Here is a 24,357-nt window from a genome sequence, read left to right on the forward strand (position 1 = left end):
CTAGTTTAAATTTTAGGGTCGGGTTCTTCCGGTTCTATACGATTGTCATCAACGTCTATGTTGATACCATCTTCACCTATATTGATTTCGTTTTTTCCATTGGTATCGTTTTCATGGGCCTTTATTTGAACCCCTTCTTCATCAATTTTCATTTTAAAAGATTCACCGTCGTCTTGAATATCGATATCGATGCCGTTTTTGTCAATTCTGATTTTGTTCCTTTCATGGCTGTCATCTTCATCAATATCAGATATTTCGGGACATTCTTGACATTTTAACTCCCCATCGGCGCCCATTTTCCATACCTCGCCCTTAATTTCGCAACCGTCTAGGTCCCTATCATTTTTGGCATGGAACCTCCAGCAGTTAAAACCACTTTCTTTGTTGTACCTTAAAATGGCACCCGTAGGTATGAATATATTTACCCGTACTTCTTGGCTCATGATCTTATTCTCACGGGCAGTAGTCAAAAAGTCTTCGAGCAATAAGGTATTGCCTTCTATTTTGTATTCATAATTGATCTTTTCGGCCAATTCTTCGGCCCTCTTAAAGGAAGAACCGTCTGATTCCTTAACGATTTCTATACGGGCTATCGAGTCTCGTGAACGTTCAATGTAAAAGCTGACGTCGTCAAGAACCATAACCTCTTCCCCAGCTTCATTACGGGTAATGGTGAGTCCGTCCAATTCAACCTTTCTTTTGTTTCTGAACCGGGTATCGTAGGCTACTACCTGAATGTCCAATGTGTCGGTAAGGTCTCTAAAATAGAGGTCTTCGGTAAGCTCGGAAGTGTCTGAATAGGCCCTTGCGGCAGCTTGTTTGATACCAAAGACGATGAGCATGATAATCGAGATCAACCAGAGTCCCAATAAAGAGAACTTCGCAATATTACCGATGGACTTTAAGTTGTTGACCAAAATTTTCAAACCTAGGTATAAAAGAAAGAAAAACGGAATACCTATGGCAAAGAAACCGAGTATGGATACGAGCCAAATGGGCATGTTACTGGCATCTACCATATTGTACATATTAAGACCAGGTATCTGAACCATATCTGAAATGCCCACGGTTATCATGCCTATAAAAAGGCCTATGATAGTCGAAGCCCCGATAATGATCAAGATAATGCCAATGAACTTTCCGATGACCTTAAAGAAGAACATGATAATGTCCCCAAGGATATCGAAAAACGACTTACCTCCACTTTTCACCTTGTTACCTACACCTTCATAATCAACGCTCTTAATTTTTTGGGCAACATCATCAAAGCCTTCCTTGACCTTGCGTTCTATATTGCTGATGTTGACGTCCTCCCCCCGCATATCCAGTTTTTGCGAAGTTGTGGCGGCTTCAGGGATCAATAACCAAAGTAGGCCATAGATCAGGATAAACCCACCGGTAGAACCAATGGTCAGAAGTACCCATAAAAGACGGATCCACAGGGGGTCGATATTAAAGTAGTGGGCCAAGCCCGACGATACACCGGCTACGTATTTCTGCTCGGTATCGCGGTATAGTTTCTTAGATTTTCTATGGTCGGAATGCGTTCTTCCCGTTTGGGGTTCGTCTTCAAAGATATCTTCGTCCACCATATAATCTTCAGGCTGGCCCATGATGGCGATTACCTCGTCTACCTGTTTTATGGTAATGACCTGGCGTTCGTTGTCGAGCTTCTCATGGAAGAGTTCGGCTATACGCGCCTCAATATCGGCCAGTATTTCGTCACTGCCCGGGGTATTGGCGAAGGAGCGCTTTACCGACTCTAGGTAGCGCTGCATTTTGTTGTATGCATCTTCATCCATATGGAAGAGCATATTCGCTAGATTAATGTTTATAGTTTTGTTCATTTTTAGTCGTTTTTTCGCTGTAAGCCCATAAAGGGTTTGCTGTTACAGGACTGTTTTTTTAGGTTTATTGATTGTTGGTTACCAAATTTGTTGCTGTTCTTAGCTCGTCCCATGTACTGTCCAGTTCCTTTAGGAAAAGCTTACCTTTTTCCGTCAGTGCGTAATACTTTCGCGGTGGGCCGGAAGTTGATTCTTCCCAGCGGTAACTGAGCAGTCCCGCATTTTTTAATCGGGTTAGCAGAGGGTAAATGGTGCCCTCTACGACAAGCATTTTAGCATCTTTCAGCGTAGCGAGAATTTCAGAGGCGTATTTGTCCTTTCCGTTTAGGATAGACAGAATACAGTACTCCAAAACGCCCTTGCGCATCTGTGCTTTTGTATTTTCTACATTCATAATTTCGTTTTGCTTTTTATGCAGTTCCTTAAAATTGGGGGAACGTGTCTGTTCATAAATGGTACCCTGCATAGTGTGATTGTTCGTTTTTTGTCTACTCTGGTTCCGCTGAGGTTATCGCTCCGTGATTAGTGGGGCCCTTATTGCGGAACCAGGGTAAATTGATTGATGAATAAACTCCTTTTTGATCAGGTATGATGAGTACCCTTTTTATGCTAATGAAGGCTAATGACCCTCGTAATGTTCCAGGTGGCTTCGGTCTTTTTCCATATGATAATAAACTTGCCCGGTTCAGATATGGCGTCGGGTTCCTCGTTGTTGTGAAATTTGTGAAAACCAATTTCCACGGCGCCGTATTCGCTAATGGGGTAGACTTCAATACTGCCTTCTACCAACTCTCGTGTTACCTTTCCGCAAATGTTTTTCTTTAAACTATCGAGTAAATCTTGTTTCGAGGTGGTCAAACCTCCTTTGTCGTGATAGAACTCTATGTCTTCGGCGTACATTTCAGCTTGCTTTTCTATATTACAGCTATTATACGCTTCAAAGTAGGTGCGGTCTAATTGGGTTATGGTTTCCTTTAGGGGTGCTTCTGTAACAGGCTGCGCCGTCACGTCCGAAAAACCGGAAATTAAAAGAATCAAGGTGATGACGGCGAATGGCTTCATTATTTTAAAAATTTTATGGTGAGGGGGTAGGTAAACTCTTGGCCTTCATTGGTGCGAATGACGGCTAAAATGGTATAGACGATATTAATGACAAAGAGTGCACCGTGCGCCAGTCCGGCCATTCCCAAAGGAAAGAGCCATCCACTAAAATTAAAGCTTTGACTAAAGTCTATGTTAAGGTTGTTGTAGTCGTTCAAATGGTCGAAACCAAAAAGACTCCCGTTCAGTAATCCCGGAAATAAGCCGGCGAAAAGCGGTATACTGATAGCGCCCAATACGATAGAGTAGAGTAGGAGGCTGATTTGAAAGTTCAAAACCTGCTTACCGTTATAATCTACAAAGGTGTAGTCTCTTCTATTGGCGGTCCATAATACCAAGGGTATAATAAAATTGCCAAAGGGGATAAAGAATTTTGAAAAGGCCGAAGCGTGTAGCATGGCAGCTAAATTCCGTTCGTGTTTTGTTAGTGTACTTTCCATGACTCAGTAATTTCTTATGCAAATATATGTCTAAAAGAAGGTACTATGCAAAACAAAGTACTAAATATTAACATATAATTAACAATTGAAAAGACGAAAAAATTATATACATTTAGGAAAAATATATAACACAATGGCAGTATCTACGGGCAAGTTCAACACATTTACATTCTTTAAGTTACCTTCTGCATGGTGGTGTGGGGTACGGTTACGTTATATCGATGAAACCAAGACAGTGGTAACGGTAAAACACAAATGGTTCAACCAAAACCCGTTTAAAAGTATGTTTTGGGCGGTACAAGGGATGGCCGCCGAATTAAGTACCGGCGCTATGGTCATCGCCCAGATTAAGGAAAGCGGAAAAAAGATATCGATGCTCGTGGCGAATAACACGGCCAATTTTTCGAAGAAGGCCACCGGTAAGATTACGTTTACCTGTGAAGACGGCCATTTGATCAAAGAGGCCATAGACAAGACCCTGGCTACAGGTGAAGGTCAAGCCTTTTGGATGAAGTCCGTTGGGGTAAATGAAGACGGGGTAGTGGTGTCTACTTTTAAATTTGAGTGGACGATACGGGTAAAGCAATAATTTTTTCCAATTTTATTGTAACATTTTCCCGTCAAAATCTAACTAACAGGCATCAACGAAAAAACGAACAAGAAATGAACGCACATGAAATAGATTACCGGATTTACGGTGAAGAAATGCAATACGTAGAGATAGAACTAGACCCGCAAGAAGCCGTAGTGGCCGAGGCAGGAAGTTTTATGATGATGGATTCCGATATAAAGATGGATACTATTTTTGGGGATGGCTCCAACCAAGATACCGGGGTACTCGGCAAGATTTTTTCCGCAGGAAAACGGATCTTGACCGGTGAAAGCCTTTTTATGACGGCCTTTTTAAATGTAGGTCAGGGGAAAAAGCAAGTCAGTTTTGCTTCTCCCTATCCGGGGAAAATCCTTCCTATAGACCTTTCGGAAAAGCAGGGTAAGTTCATCTGTCAAAAAGATGCTTTCCTATGTGCGGCAAAGGGGGTATCGGTTGGTATAGAGTTTTCCAAAAAACTGGGTCGAGGTTTATTTGGAGGGGAAGGTTTCATTATGCAAAAATTGGAAGGCGATGGCATGGCTTTTGTCCATGCAGGAGGTACCATGGCAAAAAAGGAATTGGCAGCGGGTGAAATACTAAAGGTAGATACCGGCTGTATTGTAGGCTTCTCGCAAACCGTAGATTACGATATAGAGTTCGTGGGCGGAATAAAAAACACCATTTTTGGGGGAGAAGGACTTTTCTTTGCTACCTTAAGGGGGCCGGGCACCGTATATATACAATCCTTGCCGTTCAGTAGACTTGCCGGTAGGGTATTGGCCTCGATTCCAAAAGGAGGGAAAGATAAAGGGGAAGGAAGTATTCTGGGTACCCTTGGTGATATTGTCGGAGGAGACAATCGGTTTTAGCCAAAAGGCAAACAGGTACAGCGTAGAACATATATAATGAAATAGCGCAATGGCGCTGAATTTAGATGGATTTTAAAAACCTGGTAGAATTTTTAAAGGCACTCAATACAAACAATTCCAAAGAATGGATGGATGCCAATAGGAAGTGGTATAAGGAAGTTCGGGACGATTTTATAGGGTGGTTAGACCATATGAACCTTAGTTTGGCCGAAATCGATGCGGAGTATTTTGATACACCGGGCAAAAAAGGAATCAACCGAATCAATAACAACCTCATGTTTCACCCCAATAAACCGGTGTACAAAGACCATTTTGGGGCAGGCTTGGACAAAAGACCGCTTACGGGCGATTTTTATATTGAAATCGGAATAGAAAGATGCATCATGGCGGGCGGCTTTTGGCGACCCGATGCGGCAACATTAAAAAGCATAAGGGACGCAATCGATTATGATGGGGAAAACCTCAAGAAGATTGTCGAGAAAAGGTCGTTTAAAAATACCTTTGGAGGCTTGTATGAAGATGTCAAACTGGTAAAAGCTCCCAAAGGATATTCAAATGACCATAAATACATTGATTTTTTGAGAAATAAGACCTTTGCCGTGGCCCACGAATTTGCTACAGATGAAGTATTTAGGGGTGATTTTGAGAAGAAAATTATTAATGTGTATAAAGAAATGCTCCCTTTTAGAAGATATCTCAATAAAGCGGTGACAGTTGTATAATCATAGCGCTTAAATTAATCGTTTTGTATACTTTTGGATTATTATGAGTTAATTCTCTAGATTTGAAAGGTTTTTCTTGTTATATTTTAGGGGGGATATGGAACTACAAGAGTTTAAACAGCTTAGGGTTTGGATAATAGACGATGATCTCGTCTCACTATTTGCTGCTAGATACGGAATAGAGCAACTCGGCAAACCTTATACCGTATTGGATTTTGACAGTGCAGAGGTAGCTCTGAAAATTTTGCACGACAGTCTTGAAGGGGCCGAAGAGCTTCCGGATATTATTTTATTGGATCTTGTGATGCCAAAAATGGACGGTTGGGAGTTTTTAGAGAAATTTGAAGAATTGCCAATACATGTCAAAAAAACCGATATTTACATACTATCGGCATTTTTAAGTACCAAGGAAAGGCAGCGGGCAAAGCAGCATTCAGAGGTGAAGGGCTATTTTGATAAGCCTATTTCTAAAAGGGCCCTAGGCCGTATTTTTGGGGAAAAGGAAAATGCCATATAATTTATTACATCTTACATTGGCCGTTTCGGCCAGAACAAATCCATAGATCTACACGGTGAAAAACGGCAGTATCAAGAACATAAAAAAAGAAGTGCTCTCCGATAATTGGTATACACTCAACAAATATGTATACGATTACCAAAAAGAGGATGGCTCGTGGGAAACCCAGGAAAGAGAGGCCTACGATAGGGGAAATGGCGCTGCGATATTACTGTACAACCAAAGAAAAGGTACAGTGGTACTTACCCGTCAATTCCGTATGCCGACCTATATCAACGGTAACTCAAACGGAATGATGATCGAGGTCTGTGCCGGACTTTTAGATGGTGACAACCCTGAAGATTGCATCAGGAAAGAAGTGGAGGAAGAAACCGGCTATCAGGTCGACAATGTGGAAAAGGTGTTCGAATCCTATATGTCGCCGGGTTCGGTTACCGAGATCCTTCACTTTTTTATAGGGGCCTACGAAGAAAAAATGAAAGTAGGTGCAGGTGGCGGGGCGGCAGACGAGACCGAAAATATCGAAGTGCTCGAGTATCCGTTCGAAACGGCAATGGCCATGATCGCCTCCGGCGAGATCAAAGATGCCAAGACCATTCTTTTACTACAGTACGCCGCAATCCACAAATTATTGGAATAGTATTCATTTAATAGGTTTCCGCAATCTGACGTAGCACCTGTTGCATCCGCTTTTTTACTTCGGAGGTGGGCTTTCTATAATGATTGTTCATAAAACTAAAAATCAAGGTCTTGCCCGACTGGGTAATGAGGTAGCCGCTTAAACAGTAATTATTGCTTAAGCTTCCTGACTTTGCATAGAGTTTCGGTACCCCTCCGTCGTAATCCCATCCTTTTAAGGTTCCAGAAACGCCGTTTTCGGGAAAAATGGCAAACAGTCTTTTTCGGGCCATACTTTGGTATAGTTTATCGAGGACGTTTACCATAGCTTCTGGGGTAAACAGGTTGTAACGCGATAGGCCGGATCCATCTACCCATCTTGGGGCTTGACGAAGGTCTTGTAAATAGTTTTCCAAAACGTAATCGCGGGCTTTTTTACCGCTAAGGGTGTCCGATAGGGTAGAAGAGGCCAGAATCAAGAGTTGTTCGGCAATAAAGTTATCGCTCTCATGCATCATCCGTACGTAAAGCGAATCGGTGGGTATGCCGTACAAGGTTTCTTTCTTGGGGGTATAGGTGGGCTTGCCTAGGCTGATGTTCTTGTTTAAGGCCGTTTCCAGTAACTTTTTGGTCAAGACCGAATCGGTTCTGTAGGGTATCTCTACGGTATCTCTTCTAGAGGGGGCAACGTAAAAGGTGTTCTTTTCCAAATCCCTGTTTCTGCGATGCCAATTGCGTACGACCTTCCCTTTAAAGAATTCGGGCACTACCTTGGTCCGTGAGATGCTCACGACATTGCCGTAAAGTGGCATTGGGGTCATTTCGGGCTGGTAGTAATAGTCGTAGTCGTCCCATGCCCAACCTTGACCTAGCTTTTCCCCCTCAAGATTGTTCAGGTCGAGTTCTATGTTGGCGTGGCGCTTTAGAAAGTTCAGGGCCGTACTATCCTTAAAGTAAGGATGTAGGGCCGCCGGGTCTCCGGTACCTTGAACATAAAGTTTCTTGCCCTGTTGCCAATATTTGAGGGTAGGAACTTTAGCAGGCAGCAATTGAAGCGAAGCGAATAAGGTAAAGATCTTGGTGTTGCTTGCAGGGGTAAAGTATTTCTTACTTTGGTAGGCATAGAGCGTGTCCCTGTTCTCGGGGTCGAAAACCAATAGTCCCGTAAACTGATTTTGGTAAAAAGTAGACGAAAGAATGGGTTCGGTCTGCTTTTTGAGGGCCTTCTTGTATGAAGAACAACTAGTTACGAAAATAGCTATAGAGAAGGCAATTACAATTTTTTTCATACTTTTAGACATGTGTTAGAGCCCGTGGCACGGGTGTTTAACAAGAATTTGGCTAACATTTAACAACACACATGCAATATAGTAAATGCATAATTGTTTAACTTTATAAGGAGAGAATATCTCTTAGACAACTAATAACTTAAACATTTTGAAATATGGCTAGAGCTATGCTTGAGTACTCTAAAACAGTATTGAAAAAAGTTAGTTTTGACACAAAATTGTTCATCAAAGAATTACAAAAAGCAGTTACTAGGTTACTTCCCGAGGAAGTAGATGAACTCAAACTCTGGTTACAGCAATACATCACCGACAAACCAGAACTAAAACAAACTCTTATCTATTTAAAAGCATAACAAAAGCCCTCTGATCCAGAGGGCTTTTTTTGTAAGGCAAGTATCATATCCTATCATAGTACAATAGCTTATGATAAGGGGAGCTATTTGTTGATAGGGCTGATGATCTTAACGTCCTGAAAGGCAATGGCGCCTCGTACAACACTTGATATCACTTCCCTTAGGGCATTCGTTATTTGTATCTTAAGTTCGCTCTTATGGTAGATCAAACTGATTTCACGCGCGGGCGACGGTTTTTCAAAATACTTTAATTTCTCTTTCTTTTTTTCGTCCAGCACCAAGGTGTTCAAATAAGGCAATAGTGTCATCCCCAGGTTTTCATCGGCGAGATTGATCAAGGTTTCAAAACTGCCGCTTTCCAAACGAAATGCCTCTTGACCAAGATTTCTCGGCGCCTTGCACAGGTTGATGACATTATCCCTGAAACAATGTCCGTCTTGTAGTAAGAGTACGTCATTGATGTCTAAATCTTCCGGGGTTAGGGTCATGGCCTTGCCTAGTCGGTGTTCTTGGGGTACGTAGCCTACGAAAGGCTCGTAATACAAGGGTCTTTCCTTGATAAATTCTATTTCCAAAGGCGTAGCGGCAATTGCGGCATCGATATGGCCGTCTTGAATATTGCGGATAAGGGTCTCCGTACTCTGTTCCTTTATGATCAAGTTTACCTTGGGGTATTTGTTGATAAAAGCTTTCAGAAACATGGGCAGCAAGGTCGGCATAATGGTAGGGATGATTCCCAAAGTATAATCACCCCCAATAAACCCTTTTTCTTGGTCGACTACATCTTTGATCCTACTGGCTTCGTTTACAATGTTTTTGGCCTGGGCCACTATTTTTTCCCCTACTTCCGTAATGGAAATCGGTTTTTTGCTCCTGTCAAAAATTAAGACGTCGAGTTCGTCTTCCAATTTTTGAACCTGCATGCTTAATGTCGGTTGGGTAACAAAGCTTTTTTCTGCTGCTAATGTGAAATTCTTGTACTCGGCAACGGCCAGTACGTATTGTAGTTGAGTAATTGTCATTTGCTATAAGTTCGAGTGATAAAAATATAAAAACTATCAATGATAACAATCATGATAAGGAGGCTATTATTCCGTACCTTTATACTATAATTAAAACAACAGAAACCATGAAACTAAATAGTATAGGATTAAGTGAAAAAGACTCAAAATCATTGAGCCAAGACTTGAACGAATTGTTGGCTAATTTTCAGCGTTATTACCAAAATTTAAGAGGTATCCATTGGAATATAAAAGGAAAACGCTTTTTTGAACTTCATCCAAAGTTCGAAGAGCTTTACAACGAGGCCAACCTTAATGTAGACGAAATTGCCGAGCGTATATTGACTCTAGGGGGAGTACCTTTGCATACCTTCGAGGATTATATTGAAAGTTCAAAAGTCCCGGTAGGAAAAAATATTACCAAGGATGAAGAAGCTATTCGTTTGATCGTAGATTCCCTAAAAGAACTTTTGGTCATTGAAAGACGCATTTTAGACGCTTCCGATAAATCTGGTGATGAAGGAACCAACTCTATGATGAGTGATTTTATCACAGGTCAAGAAAAGACGGTTTGGATGATGAAAGCCTGGTTGGCCGAAGAAATATAGTATAGGTATTTATAGCCTTGGAAATCCCCAATGGAACTAGGTTCCGCTGGGGATTTTTTTTCTTTTCCTCCTATGTGTAGGGGCTAAAAACGAGGTAAGTCTAGGTGCGGTATACAAGCCTTTCGTCCATTTTGTTTCCCGTGAATTCGGTTTTAAGTATAACCAGCTGTTATTTCACGTGTAAACTTTTAATTGAATATGCTTGCTTATGTTTATATTCGAACCACATTTAATCGATAGGGCAATGAAGATTTTATTTATTGGGGGAACGGGGAACATAAGCACGGCCTCGAGCCGTTTGGCGCTTGAAAAGGGGATAGATCTATATCATCTGAACCGAGGGACCAAGAAAGGTGGATTGGCGGGTGTTCAGACGATTTATGGCGATATAAACAAACCGGAAGAACTGTCTGAATTGCAAAAGCACAGTTGGGACGTGGTGGTGAATTGGATCGCTTTTACCCCAGAGGATATTGAACGTGACATTGCATTGTTTCATGGTAAAACGAAGCAATATATTTTCATTAGCTCTGCATCTTGTTACCAAACACCTTTGCAGTATCCGCTAATAACCGAATCTACACCGCTTTGCAATAACTTGTGGGATTACTCACAGAATAAGATCCGATGTGAAGACCGCCTGATGCAAGCCTATAGGGAGAAAGGATTTCCTGTAACCGTCGTACGCCCCTCTTTGACCTATGACACCGTAATCCCCATTGCTATCGGTGGTTTTAGGGAGTATACCACTGCCGACCGCATCATTAAGGGGAAGGAAATTATTGTTCACGGAGACGGTACGTCTTTATGGACAGTGACCCATGCCGACGATTTTGCCAAGGGCTTCGTAGGTCTGTTGGGCCTCACCACGGCCATAGGGCATGCCTTTCACATTACTTCCGACGAAATACTCAGTTGGAACATGATCTATAAGATTTTTGCCGATGCGCTTGGTTTTGAGGCTCGGGTAGTGCACATTGCTTCAGATTTTATCTGTAAGATAGAACCTTCGTTTACGGGAACTTTATTGGCGGATAAGGGGGAAAGCGTCATTTTTGACAATAGCAAGATCAAGACTTTTGTCCCTGGTTTTAAGGCGACCATTCCTTTTTCCGAAGGAATAAAAAGAACCCTAAAGTGGTTTGATGAAAACCCCGAACACAAAATTGTCAATGAAGACAAAAACCGTCAAATAGAACGGATACTCCAAGCCTATAAATCGCTTTAATCCGCTTTTTGCCCCTTCTTGATAGCCTTGGCAATGGCTATACTCATCGGGTTTTTGGTGTCTTCAAGCTCGGCAATGATTTTCGGGTGGTCTTGTTTGCGGTTGCGCGACAGTTTGTACTGTGCTTGAATATCGGTTATCTCGATCTCAAAGCCTACAACGCCTTTCACTTGTTTTAGTGTGTGGGGCGACATTTTCTTCAGGGAAATAGGCTCTTTCGAATGGGCTTCGTATTTGTCGACCAAGCGGTGCATGGAGGCCATGACTTCTTCTTCGCTCAATATGCTCAATTTCCCATAGACATGAACCGCTATATAGTCCCAAGTAGGTACTTCTTCATTCTTGTACCAAGATGAGGAAATATAGGAGTGCGGACCGTTAAAAATGCAGAGTACTTCTTCGTTTTTGTCAAACTCGTGCCATTGCGGGTTGGCTTTGGCAATGTGGGCCGTGAGTACTTCCTTCCCTTCTTTGTTTACCTCTAGTTCTAAGGGAATGTGTGTTGCCCATGGCTTGTTTTGATATTGGCTCACTAGAATACCGAAGCTGTTCGCTTTCAGGAAAGCCTTGATTTCCGAAAGGTCGTCGTTACGGTGATGGTCGGGTATGAACATAGGGTGATTTTGTTTTTTGTTGTTGTAAAATTGCACTTTAAGAAATTGTTAAAAGCGAATTTTTGGGCGAAATTTAATAGGAATGAAATGATATTTTTTGCGAACATTCCCGTAAATTTAAGTTCATTAAAAAAACTAAATATATGCCATTTATAACGAACAAAAAAGGAAAGGAAGCCGTAGATATTTTTTATGAAGATTACGGTGCGGGGCAGCCTGTAATACTTATCCATGGGTGGCCTTTGAGTCACAAGGCATGGGAAAGGCAAGTAACTAAAATCGTTGAAGAGGGCTATCGTTGTATAGCTTACGATAGAAGGGGGTTTGGGGCTTCGTCCGCTCCATGGGGCGAATATGATTATAGCGCATTGGCGAGCGATTTACACGCCCTTATCGAAACCTTGGGGCTAGCAAATGTAGTACTGGTCGGATTCTCTATGGGAGGAGGCGAAGTCGTGCGTTATTTCACCGATTACGGGGCCGATAAAATTGCGAAGGCGGCTTTGATAAGTTCAATAATACCCTTGGTCAAGAAGAAAGACGATAACCCCAATGGCGTACCCGAGGAAGCGCTGAACGGTATCGCGGAAGTACTGCGGAAAGATCGCGTTGGTTTCTTGAAGAATTTCCATAAAGGATTTTATAACTATGAGGACAATACGGATAAAATGAGTGAGGCACAGCTTGATTATGATTTTAGCATCGCGTCACATGCTTCCCCAAGGGCTACGATCCAAGCTGCCTTGTCGTGGATGCATACCGATTTTAGGGCTGAGTTGAAAAATGTTACGGTGCCCACGCTTATCGTACATGGAGATGCCGATGCAACGGTACCTCAGGCAACATCGGCGGATCAGGCCGCAAAAGGGATCAAGAATAACCAATACGAAGTTATCAAAGGTGGACCCCATGGTTTAAACCTGACCCATGCCAACGAGTTGAACGAAATTCTGGTTTCTTTCTTAAAGAAGTAAGGGAAGATTTTTAATGGAAAAAGCCCGAACCTGATGGGGGTCCGGGCTTTTTTTAGTGCGCTTGTACGGGCTATTTTTTAAGGCTTGCCATTATTGGCAGATGATCGGAAATGTGTTTGTTGTTTTCCATACGGTCGTCAATGTGAATGTACGATAGTACGGTGAGCCCTTCAGTAAAGATATAGTCGATTCGTCGGTCAAGTATGCGCGAATGGTCAAAGCCGCTAAAGGTTCCGGTAGGGCCATAAAACGGTTCAAGTGAGGCTTCTTGGCCGTCTGTCATTTCTTTTTTCAAAAACTGGATCGGTTTTGTATCAGGTTCTAAATTGAAATCGCCCGTAAGGACCACGGGGATTTTATCCGTATTGATTTCCTTGATTTTTTTAACGATAAGCGCGGCCGATTTTTCACGGGCCTCGGTACCGATGTGGTCAAAATGGGTGTTGAATACCCATAAGCGTTGTTTGTTCGCCTTGTTTTCGAACAATCCGTAGCTGCAGATCCGTTCCATGGCGGCATCCCATCCTACACTGATCTTATCGGGGCTGGGAGATAGCCAAAAGGTGTTGGATCGGATGAGTTTGAATTTTTTACTGTTGTAAAGAATAGGCGAAAATTCGCCTTTCTTCTTTCCGTCGTCCCGGCCTACCCCAATGGAATTGTAATCTTCCAAGGCGTCATCCAAATAAGTCAATTGGTGGTACAGTACCTCTTGCATACCGATAAATTCTGGGGCATAATGCTTTAAAAGCTTCACCATGTCCGCTTTGCGGTCGTTCCAATTGTTAAGGGTGTCGTTTACGTTGTCAAATTTAATGTTGTAGCTCATTACCTTGAGTTCTTGGGCTTGCGATGTGTGCAGGGCAAGAAAAAGAAACAAAAGGAAAATAGTTCTTAAGGCCATTTGATATAGTGGTATTGGTATATAAGGGCAATTTAAGTATTTCCCATTTTATATTTCTTAAGAAAAAGCTATTAAACGATTATTTTCTGGCTCCTGTGAAGCCTGGAAAAGAAGAACCGCAAGAAGAAAAAGACGCCTATTGGAATCGAGATCTTCTTGCGGTAATTCTAATGGTCCAAAATGATGAACGACGGTAGTTTAATCGTCTCTACGCGGTCTACTTGAATTGTTGCGATTGTTCGCACTCCTGTTGTTCGAGTTGCCCGAGCGATTTCTATTTCTGTTTCTATTTCTATTGTTGTTCCTTGAGCGGTTCGGGTTAGGTCTCTGCTGAGGTCTTTTTTTCTCTTCGGTCCTTGGTTCGTCATCCCCATCGATAAATTGGTGTTCCGGCATACGCGGCACCTGTTGTTTGATGAGTTTTTCGATATCTTTTAAATACGGACGCTCTTCCCTATCGCAAAATGAAAGGGCTATACCACTGGCGCTGGCCCTTCCTGTTCTTCCGATACGGTGTACGTAGGTTTCGGGTACGTTTGGTAGGTCGTAATTGATGACCAAGGAAAGGTCTTCCACATCTATTCCCCTTGCGGCAATATCCGTGGCGATCAATACGCGTAGTTTGCCGTCTTTAAAATCGCCTAAAGCCTTTTGTCTGGCGGTCTGTGATTTGTTGCCATGTATGGCGGCCGACTTGATATCGGCCTGCGATAGTTTTTTGACTATTTTATTGGCGCCGTGTTTGGTACGTGAAAATACCAGAACCGAATCCGAAGGTCTTTCGTTGATCAGATGGATCAATAATTTAGGTTTGTTCAACTTGCTTACAAAAAAGAGACCTTGGTCAACTTTCTCGGCAGTCGCCTGTTGCGGTTTTATGGTCACCCTTTCAAATGCGCCCAAAAGTGTTTTTGATAATTCCACGATGCTGGTCGGCATGGTAGCCGAAAAGAAAAGGGACTGTCTTTGCTTGGGAAGCTTCGCGATAATTTTTTTGATATCGTGAATAAAGCCCATGTCGAGCATTTGGTCGGCTTCGTCCAAAACTACAAACTCGATATCCCTTAGGGAGATGATGTTTTGGTTCATTAGGTCTAACAACCTTCCGGGGGTGGCAATAAGCGCATCAACACCGTTGCGTAGGGCATTGACCTGTCGCTGCTGTTTTACCCCGCCAAAAATGACTGTATTTTTAACATGTGTATACTTGCTGTATGCGGTAAAATTATCGGCTATTTGAATGGCAAGTTCCCTAGTCGGGGTTACAATGAGCGTTCGTATACGCCGCTTGCCTTTGGTCTGCCCTTGGTTGTTGTGCAAATGGTGTATGATCGGAATACTGAAGGCCGCTGTCTTTCCGGTTCCTGTCTGTGCTACGCCTAAAAGGTCTTTTTTGTTTAGTAAAATGGGAATGGCTTGTTCCTGAATGGGGGTTGGATTTGTATATCCTTGTTCCTCAATAGCTTTGAGTATAGGCAAAGCAATACCTAAATCTTTAAATGTCATGTATGTTTAATAAGTGGCAAAGATACGGCGAATGTTTGGATAACCGTATAGGCTGGTTATAGACCTGCTGTGGCGGCTTCCGCACAGCGTTCCCCGTCCATTGCGGCCGAAACGATGCCCCCTGCATAACCACCGCCTTCACCACAGGGAAATAGGCCTTCGATCTCGGGATGCTCCAATTTTTCATTTCTGGGGATGTTTACAGGTGACGAAGTACGCGATTCCACCCCTACGATATTGGCCTCGTTCGTATAATAGCCCTTCATTTTGGCACCAAAAGCCTTAAAACCTTGACGAAGCCTTCCGCCTATGAGTTTGGGCAGTAAGGAGTGGAGGGGGGCGGAATTCAATCCGGGTTGGTAGGAGGTAGGGTTGAGGTCCGTCGATAGCTTTCCTTCTACAAAATCGCTCAAACGCTGGGCGGGTGCGGTTTGCGTCCTCCCGCCTGCGGTAAAAGCCAATCGCTCTAGGTCTTTCTGGTATTCCAATCCTTTTAAGACCCCAAAATGTTCGTATTTATAAAGGTCTTCATCGGCATTGATTTCCACAACAATGCCCGAATTGGCAAATTTGTTGTTTCGTTTGGAGGGAGACATACCGTTTACGACCACTTCTCCCGGGGCGGTTGCCGCGGGAACGATAAATCCGCCGGGACACATACAGAAAGAATACACTCCACGGTTCTTCACTTGTTCTACTAGGCTATAGGCCGCTGCAGGAAGCAGTTCGTTGCGCTGTCCGGAACAATGGTATTGAATGGAATCGATGATTTGCTGTGGGTGCTCTACGCGAACCCCCATGGCGAAAGATTTGGCCTTAAGGCTGATTTTTTTGTCGTTCAACAAATAATAGATGTCACGGGCCGAATGTCCTGTGGCCAAAATCACCCGGTTTACCTTCATTTCATTTCCATTTTGTAGTTGAAGGCTTTCGATCTTATTGTCCTTTACGGTAAAATTGGTCAGTCTGGTGTTGAAATGTACTTCGCCGCCATGTTCGATTATGGTTTCTCGAATATTCTGTACGATTTTAGGAAGCTTATTGGTGCCGATATGTGGGTGCGCATCGATTAGAATTTGGTCGGTGGCCCCATGGTGTACCAAGCTTTCGAAAATTCGGCGTACGTCACCCCTCTTCAGGCTTCGGGTGTATAGCTTTCCGTCGGAATAGGTGCCGGCACCACCTTCGCCAAAACAATAGTTGGAATCTTCGTTTACCCTATGGTCTTGATTAATCGCCTTTAGGTCTCGCCGTCGGTCTTGAACGTTGTTTCCTCGTTCGAGAACAACAGGTTTGTATCCTAGCTCCAGGCAACGCAGTGCGGCCCACATACCTGCAGGACCGAAGCCTATGATATGCACTTCTTTGGCCTTGGAAACGTCTAGGTATTTGAATTCGTAGTCGGGCGTTTTTGAAGGTTTCTCGTTAATGTAGACCTCCATCTTGTAGTTGAAGTAAATAGACGGTTTTCGGGCGTCGATGGATTTTCGCAGCACTTTAATGGTGATGTTCTTCTCATCTTCGCTCAAATACTTGGCGGTTTTTTTTAAGAGGATGTTGGGCTGGCTTTCCTCTTTTAGCGATACCCGTAACTGAATTCTTCTGACCATGGTGCAAAGCTACTGCGCTTTATGATATAAAAAAATGCATCCCACGAATTGTAGGATGCATTCTTTGTAAAATCGACCGAAGCGGATTATGCCAAGACCGATTTTTTCTCTCGGCACTCCCTGGCTGCGGCCACCATTTCTATAAGGGCCTCCCTGGTCTCTGGCCAGTGCCTTGTTTTTAATCCGCAATCGGGATTGATCCAAAGTTGCTCCGTTGGAATCTGTTTGGCGGCTTTTTCCATCAAAGCGACCATCTCGGCACGTTCCGGAACCCGGGGTGAGTGGATGTCGTATACGCCAGGTCCGATCTCGTTCGGGTATTTAAAGGTCGCGAACACGTCCAATAGTTCCATTTGAGACCTCGAACACTCAATGGTGATCACGTCGGCGTCCATATCGGCTATGTTCGAGATGATATCGTTGAACTCGGAGTAGCACATGTGGGTGTGTATCTGCGTTTCGTCATTGACCCCGCTGGCGGAAATCCTAAAGGCTTTAATGGCCCAATCCAAATAGGTGTTCCAATCTTCTTTTCGCAACGGAAGTCCTTCGCGGATAGCAGGCTCATCGATTTGTATAACTTTCAGTCCGGCCTTTTCCAAATCTACTACTTCGTCCCGTATGGCCAAGGCAATCTGTGTACAGGTTTCGGAACGCGGTTGGTCGTTTCGGACAAAGGACCATTGTAAGATGGTAACAGGGCCGGTCAACATCCCTTTTACGGGCTTTTTGGTCAATGATTGTGCAAAAGCCGACCATTTAACGGTCATAGGGGCTTCCCTCGATACATCACCGTAAATGATGGGAGGTTTGACACATCTACTGCCATAACTCTGTACCCAGCCAAAGCTGGTAAAGGCAAAGCCGTTTAATTGCTCCCCAAAGTACTCTACCATGTCGTTTCGCTCGAATTCCCCGTGGACCAGTACGTCAAGGCCTGTACGCTCTTGGAATTCAATGGTCTCTTGGGTTTCTTTTTCAAGAAGGGTATTGTACTCTTCGGCAGAAAGGTTCCCTTTTTTAAAATTCGCCCTCCAACTACGCACCTCTTTGGTCTGGGGAAAGGAGCCGATGGTGGTTGTGGGGAAAAGCGGGAGGTCTAGGGCTTCTTTCTGAAGTCTTTGTCGAACCGGGAAAGGGCTTTTTCTTTGGTCGTCTTTCTGGGTCAAGGAGCTTACCCTTTGCTTTACTTTTTGGTTGTGGATAAGGCCTGCCGTTTTTTTGTAGGCATGTACCTCGCTATTTTTTCGGAGCTTTTCAAGGTTCTCGGAAAGGTTCTCCTTATTGGCCAGGGATTTGAGCGTGGCGACTTCCTCCAATTTTTGCTTGGCGAAGGCCAGCCATTGCTTGATTTCCCCGCTTAGATTCTCTTCCTTGGTCTCTAGGTCAAGGTCGCAAGGTGAATGCAACAATGAACATGAAGGCGCAATGAGGATACGGTCGCCTCCCAGGTGGTCAACCGCTTTTTGAATCAGTTTTAAAGATTCTTCAAAGTTGTTTTTCCAAACATTACGACCGTCGACTACCCCAAGGGATAAATGGGTGTAACTATTTAGTTTATTTGACTCTAGAATATCGTCGAGTTGTAGAGGGCAGCGTACAAGATCTAGGTGTAAGGTGTGCACGGGTAGGGCTAATGCAGTATCGATATTCGCTCCGAAACAATCAAAATAGTTAGCTACGGTTATTTTTAGATTAGGGAATTTCGATACGAAATTGGCGTACGTTTGATGTATGGCCCTTTGTTCTTTTTCCGAAAGATCAAGCGCTAGATAGGGCTCGTCAAATTGAACGTATTCGGCTTCAATGTCCGATAATTGCTGAAGTATGTTTTCGTAGGCCGGTAATAGGCGCTCTAGTAAATCTATTCGGTGAAAACCGTCCTCCTTTTCTTTTCCTAACAACAGAAAGGAAACAGGGCCTATCAATACGGGTTTCGTCTTGATGTCTAAGGATAAGGCTTCTTTGTATTCATTGATGATTTTACCTGCAGATACCTTGAAAACTTGCTCCTTGGTAAATTCGGGTACAATGTAGTGGTAGTTGGTATCGAACCATTTGGTCATTTCCATGGCGGTAATGTCAATGCCGTCTTTTTGAATTCCTCGCGCCATAGCGAAATAGAGGTCGTAACTTGAGAAAGAAGGGTTGTTGGCCAGGGCTTGGTAACGTTCGGGAATACATCCCAAGGTCGTGCTAAGGTCCAATACCTGATCGTAAAGAGAAAAGTCGTTGCTCGGGATAAGGTCTATGCCTTGTTCCTTCTGTAGGAGCCAATTTTCCTTTCTGATGGCTTTAGCGGTATCCAGTAGGGCTTCTATGGTGGTGTTTCCTGACCAATACTGCTCTAGGGCTTTTTTTAATTCTCTTTTACTTCCAATTCTGGGGTAACCGAGGTTGGTAGTTTTCATGCTATATTTTTTGAATTATTATCTGTGCAAAGCTATTGATTAGGGTAATTTATCCATAATTACATATTATATTTAGTGTATTTAACTGTAAATAGGTATTTTTAAAGATTAAATAAAAAGTGAAGCCTCGATATTGGGCTTTTAAAAGAGGATTTATCTATGGAAAATTTGGATCAGATCGATTTAGAGTTGTTAAAACAGCTTCAAAAAAACTCGAATATTACTACAAAAGAGTTGGCCGCCATGGTGAATTTGTCGCCAACACCTGTTTATGAGCGGGTGCGAAAACTGGAAAAGGAGGGCTATATCAAAAAGTATATGGCATTGCTCGATGAGGAAAAGCTGGGGAGGGGACTCATTGTTTTTTGTGATATTACCTTAAAACAGCATACCAAGGAGATCGGTAATAAGTTCGTAGAGGATATCCGTTCCATAAAGGAGGTAATGGAATGTTATAACATTTCAGGCGATTATGACTTTAAGCTCAAGGTGCTGGTCAGGGATATGAAAGATTATCAGGACTTCGTAATCAATACACTTGGTGCGGTCGAGAATATCGGTAGTGCCCATAGTACATTTGTTATCGGTACCATCAAACAAGAGTATGGTGTTCCGTTTTAGTGGGGCGAGATCGCAGTTTAGTGTGGTTTATCTACAATTGGGTAGTATTCATTTTAAAAATAGGGTGTAGCAAGGCATCTTTGTGTCAATATTGGCAAGACAGGTACTTTTTAGAAAACCATAAAAATGGAAGGTAACAGGATTTTAAAGGAGCTTTTTCGGGGTTTTATTATTGGGAATATCATCTTCTTTGGGTTTGGTGCGTATTACTATTTTACCGATGAACAAAGGTTTGACATGATCTTTCAAGACGTTTGGAGGGAGTATTTTACCAATCTCGTGTTTTCGGTAGTCTTGTACGTTGTAAATATGTATTGGTTCTATTTTCTTTTGAAAAAGTTCGAAAGAAATATATATACGGTCAAACGTATGCCTATTGGTGTGCTGGGTAATGCGATAATATCGTGTTTTGGGGTCTTTGTGGCTACTTTTATCGTTAGGGTAACACTTTATGATAAATCCGTTCAAGAGGCCTTATTGCATCATTCCATAGATAATTACCAGCGCTCCACGGCAATTGCCTTGGTGGTGGCTTTAGTCTTTTATGCAATCTACTATTACCGTTATAGGCAGGAAAACAAGGTCAAGGAGCAAAAAATAATAGCCAATACGGCATCGGCAAAATTCGACGCCTTAAAGAATCAATTAGACCCCCATTTTCTGTTTAACAGCTTAAATGTATTGTCTAGTTTAATAGAAGAAGATCCTTATCAGGCACAAAAGTTTACCTCTTCCCTTTCAAAGGTTTACCGGTATGTACTTGAACAAAAAAGTAAAGACTTGGTACTTGTGGATGAGGAGCTTCAGTTTGCAAAAACCTATGTTCGACTTTTGAAAATGCGGTTTGAAGATAGTATCGTTTTTGATATCCCTGAAGCGGCTTTGAATCCTGAATCGAAGATTGTTCCGCTTTCGCTTCAGTTGCTTTTGGAGAATGCGGTAAAGCACAATGTGGTGACCGCTGGTAGACCTTTGCACTTAAGGGTTTTTGAACAAGAGGGGGCGCTTGTTGTGGTGAACAACCTTCAAGAAAAGCAAGTGGTGAAGAAAAGTAGTGGTGTGGGCCTGCATAATATTCGCGAGAGATATGCGCTTCTGACCGATAGAAGGGTTCAAATCGATAAGACCGCTACCGAGTTCAGGGTGAGCCTACCTGTTCTTTTAAAACAAATTTCAAGCATGGAAATGCAGCAAGAGTATATTGATGATAAGCGCTACGAAAAAGCTAAAAAACGTGTGGAGGCTATTAAAGGCTTTTATGGAAACCTTATGGCATATTGTATTGTGGTGCCCTTCTTGGCTTTTTTGAATTATAGGACCACGAGTTTTCCGTGGGTGATATTTCCTATTTTCGGTTGGGGCTTTGGGGTGGCTATGCATGCCATGGAGGCCTTTGGGGCCAATCCGCTTTGGGGTAAGCGATGGGAGGAGAAAAAGATGCGGGAGTATATGGACGATGATAATTTTTAAACGGACTTTTATCGTCCTTTGTGAGGTTCAACTAAAGGTTTACAGTTCGGTCATAAAAAATTACAGTTCAGAAAGTAGTATTTTTAAAAGGAGGGTCTTTTGGCGAAATTTGAACTTGTAATCAATAACCAAAAAAATATAAATCATGGAAAGGGAAAGTAAGTATATCAGGGCAAAAGAAAGAGTGGAGCGAGAGAAAAAATTCTATAACGGGGTGATTTCTTACGTATTGACCATAAGCTTTTTGGCGGCTATAAATTACTACACCAATGGCTTTGCGTATGCTTGGTTTCTTTGGGCTGCCTTCGGTTGGGGGATAGGTATCGTTATTAGTGCGGTAAAGACCTTTGGTGGTAGTCCGTTTTTTGGACGTGATTGGGAGGAGCGCAAGATAAAACAATTCATGCAAGAGGACGAACAGGGAGGAAAGTGGCAATAATTTTTATTTCGGTTGGATTTAATATAAAAAAACACAAAAATGGAATCATCATCATTAGATAGGAGGAGTAAGCGAGTCAGGGCTAAAAAAAGAATAGAACAGCTAAAAGGGTTTTATATTCATTTGGCAGTTTTTGTAATCGTAAATATTATGGTTATAACGGGAGCTGTTGTAGGTAATATGGGCAATGGTGAAAGTTTTGTGGAAGCATTCTTTAATTTTGGAACCTTCTCTACTTTTTTCTTTTGGGGAATAGGGGTTGTTTTTCATGGGGTTAAGGTGTTTTCGTATAATCCTTTCTTCAGTAAGGCTTGGGAAGAACGTCAGATTCAAAAGTATATGGATGCGGATAGGGATGAAATGAAGAAGTACTCGTAATCCATTATTTTAATCAACCCACAACCAAATATGAAAACCATAGTTATAGAAGATGAAAAGCCGTCGGCAAGGCGATTATCACGTATGTTGTTTGATTTGAACGTAGAGGTTTCGCAGATGTTGCATTCTGTGGAGGAATCTGTTGAGTGGTTTCAAAACAACCCACATCCCGATTTGATTTTCCTGGATATTCAGCTTTCAGACGGACTCTCGTTTGAGATTTTTGATGCCGTGGAGGTGAAGAGTGCCATTATATTTACTACGGCTTACGATGAGTACGCTTTGCAGGCCTTTAAGCTGAATAGTATCGATTATTTGTTGAAGCCTATCGATGATGAGGAATTGGAGGCAGCCGTAAAAAAATACAGGTCTTTTAAACCTGAGGCGCGGCCTATGACGCTCAATTTTGATGATATAAAAAGTCTTTTGGTGAATCCGTTGGAGCGTGAATACAAAAAGAGATTTACGGCAAGGGTGGGGCAGCACCTTAAAATTATAAATGCGGATGAAGTGGAGGGTTTTTACAGTGAAAACAAAGGAACTTATGCCGCTACTTCAGATGGTAGAAACTACCTTTTGGATACCACTTTGGAAAATTTGGAAAACGAGTTGGAACCCAAAACTTTCTTTCGGGTGAGCCGTAAATTTTACATCAATATTAATCATATTAAAGACATCGTTTCGTACGCCAATTCACGTCTTCAAATCAAATTAAATCATTATAATGGGCAAGAAATTATAGTAAGTCGGGAACGTGTACGGGACTTTAAGCTGTGGTTGGAGTAAAGTAGTTTAATAACCTGATTTTAAGCGCAATTAAATCTGTTATAGATTTTTCTTATAGTGGCTTTTTGAGGTAATTTCCCCTATTTTTCTACCCGATTTTCATCAAAGGAAGAAGGGAGTAACTTCGGAATCAATTTTATGAAAATCGGTAGTAAAACGGCCCCGCCTGGGAGGATAAAAATAGCCAAGGAAGGAATGCTTTTGAAGATGTCGATAAGTTGGTTTTGAACTTTTTTCTTTTCTTCGTCACTAAGGTCCTTCACTGTAGATTTAGAAAGTAGGAATACCAATTCCTTGCTTTCGGCCAATTCCTTTTGTAGTCGTTTGCTATTTCGTAAAATAAGCTTGTTGACCATTTTTGACATGCTTTCATAAAACTGAAGCGCTAAATTCGTGTCTTTGAGAAAGGGAATGGTTTTAGCGTTTTTGCTAAAAAAGACCTTGATTTCGTCAAGGGCTTTTGCAATCTCGTCGGGTTCGAAACCAAGATCTTTTCCAAGGCCGAAAATGAATTCCGATTCTTGGTATTCCAGTGATTTGTCTTCCCATACGGTTAAGCATCCTACATCTAAGAAATACCTATTTTCCATGACCGAGCTATTGTTCAGGAGTTTTTCGCGATAGCTACCGTCAAAATTTTGCACGTCACTCTTGATAAAGGTCAGGGAAGAAGCAAAAAGTTGGGCAAGGCGTTCGTCGCTTTTGTTCATTTCCTTCGAGCTCAACGCGTGATAGGTAATGTTTATGGCGAGGTATTCGATGAGTTGGGCGTGTTGGCGTATATCTTCAGTATGGCTTAGGTATCGTTTGAAGAGCAGTACATCGATAAACAATAAGGAATTGGTGATGACCCTGTTGAAGGTCTTACTGATTAGGTTGTCTTCTAAAGAGACCCTCGAGTCCATGAGTTTTTCCAGCTGGGCGGAAGTCTTTGAGCCTGTTAGGATCTTGTTGAAGAAGGAAATGTGGTTCGCCTTTAAATCCGTGTAGAAATCAAAGACCTGTTTTAGAAAGGTATCGAAACCCTTATCGGTTTTCGTCTCTTCAAGAACGAAAGTGCCGTATAGGGCGTTCAGTAGGTTGATTTTGGCCTTTTCATCGTCGGAAAGTTGATGCTCCGCATCGATGAAAGAAGGAATTTCAATGTTTATACCATATACAAATCCTGTTTGTTTTAAACTTAAATAAAGTTCGTCAAAATCGGAATACAGTTCCTTATGGTCCTTTACAAGGGAGCCGAATTTATTGATCCAACCGGAAGCCGAGGGGTTCATAGTCTTATCGTTTCAAAACACCAAATTACATCAAAATGAGCAAATGAAAAGGGCATAGCAGGCTTAATTCTAAATGAAGGGGCAACTTTTAGTAGATGTTGAATTTATGGGGTTATACTTGTCAAATTGTTGATCATAAGTGGGTTATGGGCTTGTGCCGTGTTTCCTTTAGTGTAAATTATACG

General features: G+C 42.4%; 26 protein-coding genes. 14 read left to right on the forward strand and 12 right to left on the reverse strand.

From position 1 onward, the window contains the following. Positions 1 to 5: 5 nt before the first annotated feature. The 4 genes from BW980_RS08715 to BW980_RS08730 form a co-directional block, all read right to left on the reverse strand. On the reverse strand, positions 6 to 1,847 hold the full coding sequence (locus tag BW980_RS08715) for a PspC domain-containing protein (protein ID WP_076454871.1): 1,842 nt from the start codon (positions 1,845 to 1,847) through the stop codon (positions 6 to 8). 64 nt (positions 1,848 to 1,911) lie between these two features. After that, positions 1,912 to 2,241, reverse strand: coding sequence for a PadR family transcriptional regulator (locus BW980_RS08720; RefSeq protein WP_046287670.1), 330 nt, complete (start codon positions 2,239 to 2,241; stop codon positions 1,912 to 1,914). 215 nt (positions 2,242 to 2,456) lie between these two features. Continuing rightward, positions 2,457 to 2,909, reverse strand: coding sequence for a nuclear transport factor 2 family protein (locus BW980_RS08725; protein ID WP_083690438.1), 453 nt, complete (start codon positions 2,907 to 2,909; stop codon positions 2,457 to 2,459). Next, the gene (locus BW980_RS08730; protein ID WP_076454872.1) at positions 2,909 to 3,388 is read right to left on the reverse strand and encodes a DUF4870 domain-containing protein; all 480 of its coding nucleotides are present in this window, start codon (positions 3,386 to 3,388) and stop codon (positions 2,909 to 2,911) included. The genes BW980_RS08725 and BW980_RS08730 overlap by 1 nt, the downstream gene beginning before the upstream one ends. Before the next feature lie 133 nt (positions 3,389 to 3,521). On the opposite strand from BW980_RS08730, the gene BW980_RS08735 reads away from it, so the two are divergent. From BW980_RS08735 to nudK, 5 genes are all read left to right on the forward strand, one after another. Then, the gene (locus BW980_RS08735; protein ID WP_076454873.1) at positions 3,522 to 3,977 is read left to right on the forward strand and encodes a DUF4442 domain-containing protein; all 456 of its coding nucleotides are present in this window, start codon (positions 3,522 to 3,524) and stop codon (positions 3,975 to 3,977) included. Positions 3,978 to 4,051: 74 nt separating this feature from the next. After that, positions 4,052 to 4,849 carry a TIGR00266 family protein gene (locus BW980_RS08740; protein ID WP_076455545.1) on the forward strand — a complete coding sequence of 266 codons (798 nt, stop codon included), beginning with the start codon at positions 4,052 to 4,054 and terminating at the stop codon, positions 4,847 to 4,849. 65 nt (positions 4,850 to 4,914) lie between these two features. Then, entirely contained in the window at positions 4,915 to 5,571 is a 657-nt protein-coding gene (locus tag BW980_RS08745) for a DUF2461 domain-containing protein (RefSeq protein WP_076454874.1), read from the forward strand. A 97-nt stretch (positions 5,572 to 5,668) separates the two neighbouring features. Continuing rightward, entirely contained in the window at positions 5,669 to 6,088 is a 420-nt protein-coding gene (locus tag BW980_RS08750) for a response regulator (RefSeq protein ID WP_076454875.1), read from the forward strand. Between the two features lie 55 nt (positions 6,089 to 6,143). After that, positions 6,144 to 6,728: a GDP-mannose pyrophosphatase NudK gene (gene nudK, locus BW980_RS08755; RefSeq protein WP_076454876.1), complete on the forward strand. Its 585-nt coding sequence runs from the start codon at positions 6,144 to 6,146 to the stop codon at positions 6,726 to 6,728. A gap of 7 nt (positions 6,729 to 6,735) precedes the next feature. On the opposite strand, the gene BW980_RS08760 is transcribed toward nudK, so the two are convergent. Beyond that, a complete protein-coding gene (locus BW980_RS08760; protein WP_076455546.1) occupies positions 6,736 to 7,995 on the reverse strand; it encodes a D-alanyl-D-alanine carboxypeptidase/D-alanyl-D-alanine-endopeptidase in 1,260 nt (419 codons plus the stop codon). Positions 7,996 to 8,150: 155 nt separating this feature from the next. On the opposite strand from BW980_RS08760, the gene BW980_RS08765 reads away from it, so the two are divergent. Next, the gene (locus tag BW980_RS08765) at positions 8,151 to 8,348 is read left to right on the forward strand and encodes a hypothetical protein (protein WP_046287259.1); all 198 of its coding nucleotides are present in this window, start codon (positions 8,151 to 8,153) and stop codon (positions 8,346 to 8,348) included. Between the two features lie 83 nt (positions 8,349 to 8,431). On the opposite strand, the gene BW980_RS08770 is transcribed toward BW980_RS08765, so the two are convergent. Then, positions 8,432 to 9,370: a LysR substrate-binding domain-containing protein gene (locus tag BW980_RS08770; protein ID WP_076454877.1), complete on the reverse strand. Its 939-nt coding sequence runs from the start codon at positions 9,368 to 9,370 to the stop codon at positions 8,432 to 8,434. Positions 9,371 to 9,477: 107 nt separating this feature from the next. Between BW980_RS08770 and BW980_RS08775 the strand changes: the two genes are divergently transcribed. Beyond that, entirely contained in the window at positions 9,478 to 9,957 is a 480-nt protein-coding gene (locus BW980_RS08775) for a Dps family protein (RefSeq protein ID WP_076455547.1), read from the forward strand. Between the two features lie 244 nt (positions 9,958 to 10,201). After that, positions 10,202 to 11,185, forward strand: a complete 984-nt coding sequence (locus BW980_RS08780) for an NAD-dependent epimerase/dehydratase family protein (protein ID WP_076455548.1) — start codon at positions 10,202 to 10,204, stop codon at positions 11,183 to 11,185. Here BW980_RS08780 and BW980_RS08785 read toward each other — a convergent pair. Further along, complete coding sequence (locus BW980_RS08785; protein WP_076454878.1) at positions 11,182 to 11,799, reverse strand: FMN-binding negative transcriptional regulator; 618 nt, start codon at positions 11,797 to 11,799, stop codon at positions 11,182 to 11,184. The genes BW980_RS08780 and BW980_RS08785 overlap by 4 nt on opposite strands. 143 nt (positions 11,800 to 11,942) lie before the next feature. Here BW980_RS08785 and BW980_RS08790 point away from each other — a divergent pair, with 143 nt between their 5' ends. Continuing rightward, positions 11,943 to 12,773 (forward strand): alpha/beta fold hydrolase, encoded by an 831-nt coding sequence (locus BW980_RS08790; RefSeq protein WP_076454879.1) that lies wholly within the window; start codon positions 11,943 to 11,945, stop codon positions 12,771 to 12,773. 70 nt (positions 12,774 to 12,843) lie between these two features. On the opposite strand, the gene BW980_RS08795 is transcribed toward BW980_RS08790, so the two are convergent. From BW980_RS08795 to metE, 4 genes are all read right to left on the reverse strand, one after another. Further along, complete coding sequence (locus tag BW980_RS08795; protein ID WP_076454880.1) at positions 12,844 to 13,677, reverse strand: endonuclease/exonuclease/phosphatase family protein; 834 nt, start codon at positions 13,675 to 13,677, stop codon at positions 12,844 to 12,846. 198 nt (positions 13,678 to 13,875) lie between these two features. Next, positions 13,876 to 15,183: a DEAD/DEAH box helicase gene (locus BW980_RS08805; RefSeq protein ID WP_076454882.1), complete on the reverse strand. Its 1,308-nt coding sequence runs from the start codon at positions 15,181 to 15,183 to the stop codon at positions 13,876 to 13,878. Positions 15,184 to 15,239: 56 nt separating this feature from the next. Further along, on the reverse strand, positions 15,240 to 16,793 hold the full coding sequence (locus BW980_RS08810; protein ID WP_076454883.1) for an NAD(P)/FAD-dependent oxidoreductase: 1,554 nt from the start codon (positions 16,791 to 16,793) through the stop codon (positions 15,240 to 15,242). An 86-nt stretch (positions 16,794 to 16,879) separates the two neighbouring features. Further along, positions 16,880 to 19,204 carry a 5-methyltetrahydropteroyltriglutamate--homocysteine S-methyltransferase gene (metE, locus tag BW980_RS08815; RefSeq protein WP_076454884.1) on the reverse strand — a complete coding sequence of 775 codons (2,325 nt, stop codon included), beginning with the start codon at positions 19,202 to 19,204 and terminating at the stop codon, positions 16,880 to 16,882. Between the two features lie 159 nt (positions 19,205 to 19,363). Here metE and BW980_RS08820 point away from each other — a divergent pair, with 159 nt between their 5' ends. From BW980_RS08820 to BW980_RS08840, 5 genes are all read left to right on the forward strand, one after another. After that, positions 19,364 to 19,825 carry an Lrp/AsnC family transcriptional regulator gene (locus BW980_RS08820; protein ID WP_076454885.1) on the forward strand — a complete coding sequence of 154 codons (462 nt, stop codon included), beginning with the start codon at positions 19,364 to 19,366 and terminating at the stop codon, positions 19,823 to 19,825. Between the two features lie 126 nt (positions 19,826 to 19,951). Beyond that, entirely contained in the window at positions 19,952 to 21,295 is a 1,344-nt protein-coding gene (locus BW980_RS08825; protein ID WP_076454886.1) for a 2TM domain-containing protein, read from the forward strand. 145 nt (positions 21,296 to 21,440) lie between these two features. Further along, positions 21,441 to 21,734 (forward strand): 2TM domain-containing protein, encoded by a 294-nt coding sequence (locus BW980_RS08830; protein ID WP_076454887.1) that lies wholly within the window; start codon positions 21,441 to 21,443, stop codon positions 21,732 to 21,734. Between the two features lie 39 nt (positions 21,735 to 21,773). Beyond that, positions 21,774 to 22,112: a 2TM domain-containing protein gene (locus BW980_RS08835; protein WP_076454888.1), complete on the forward strand. Its 339-nt coding sequence runs from the start codon at positions 21,774 to 21,776 to the stop codon at positions 22,110 to 22,112. A 30-nt stretch (positions 22,113 to 22,142) separates the two neighbouring features. Continuing rightward, positions 22,143 to 22,898, forward strand: a complete 756-nt coding sequence (locus BW980_RS08840) for a LytR/AlgR family response regulator transcription factor (protein ID WP_076454889.1) — start codon at positions 22,143 to 22,145, stop codon at positions 22,896 to 22,898. 80 nt (positions 22,899 to 22,978) lie between these two features. On the opposite strand, the gene BW980_RS08845 is transcribed toward BW980_RS08840, so the two are convergent. Next, positions 22,979 to 24,172 carry an LETM1-related biofilm-associated protein gene (locus BW980_RS08845; RefSeq protein ID WP_076454890.1) on the reverse strand — a complete coding sequence of 398 codons (1,194 nt, stop codon included), beginning with the start codon at positions 24,170 to 24,172 and terminating at the stop codon, positions 22,979 to 22,981. Between the last annotated feature and the right edge of the window lie 185 nt (positions 24,173 to 24,357).

This window comes from Zobellia uliginosa, assembly GCF_900156625.1.
Taxonomy (GTDB): Bacteria; Bacteroidota; Bacteroidia; order Flavobacteriales; family Flavobacteriaceae; genus Zobellia; species Zobellia uliginosa.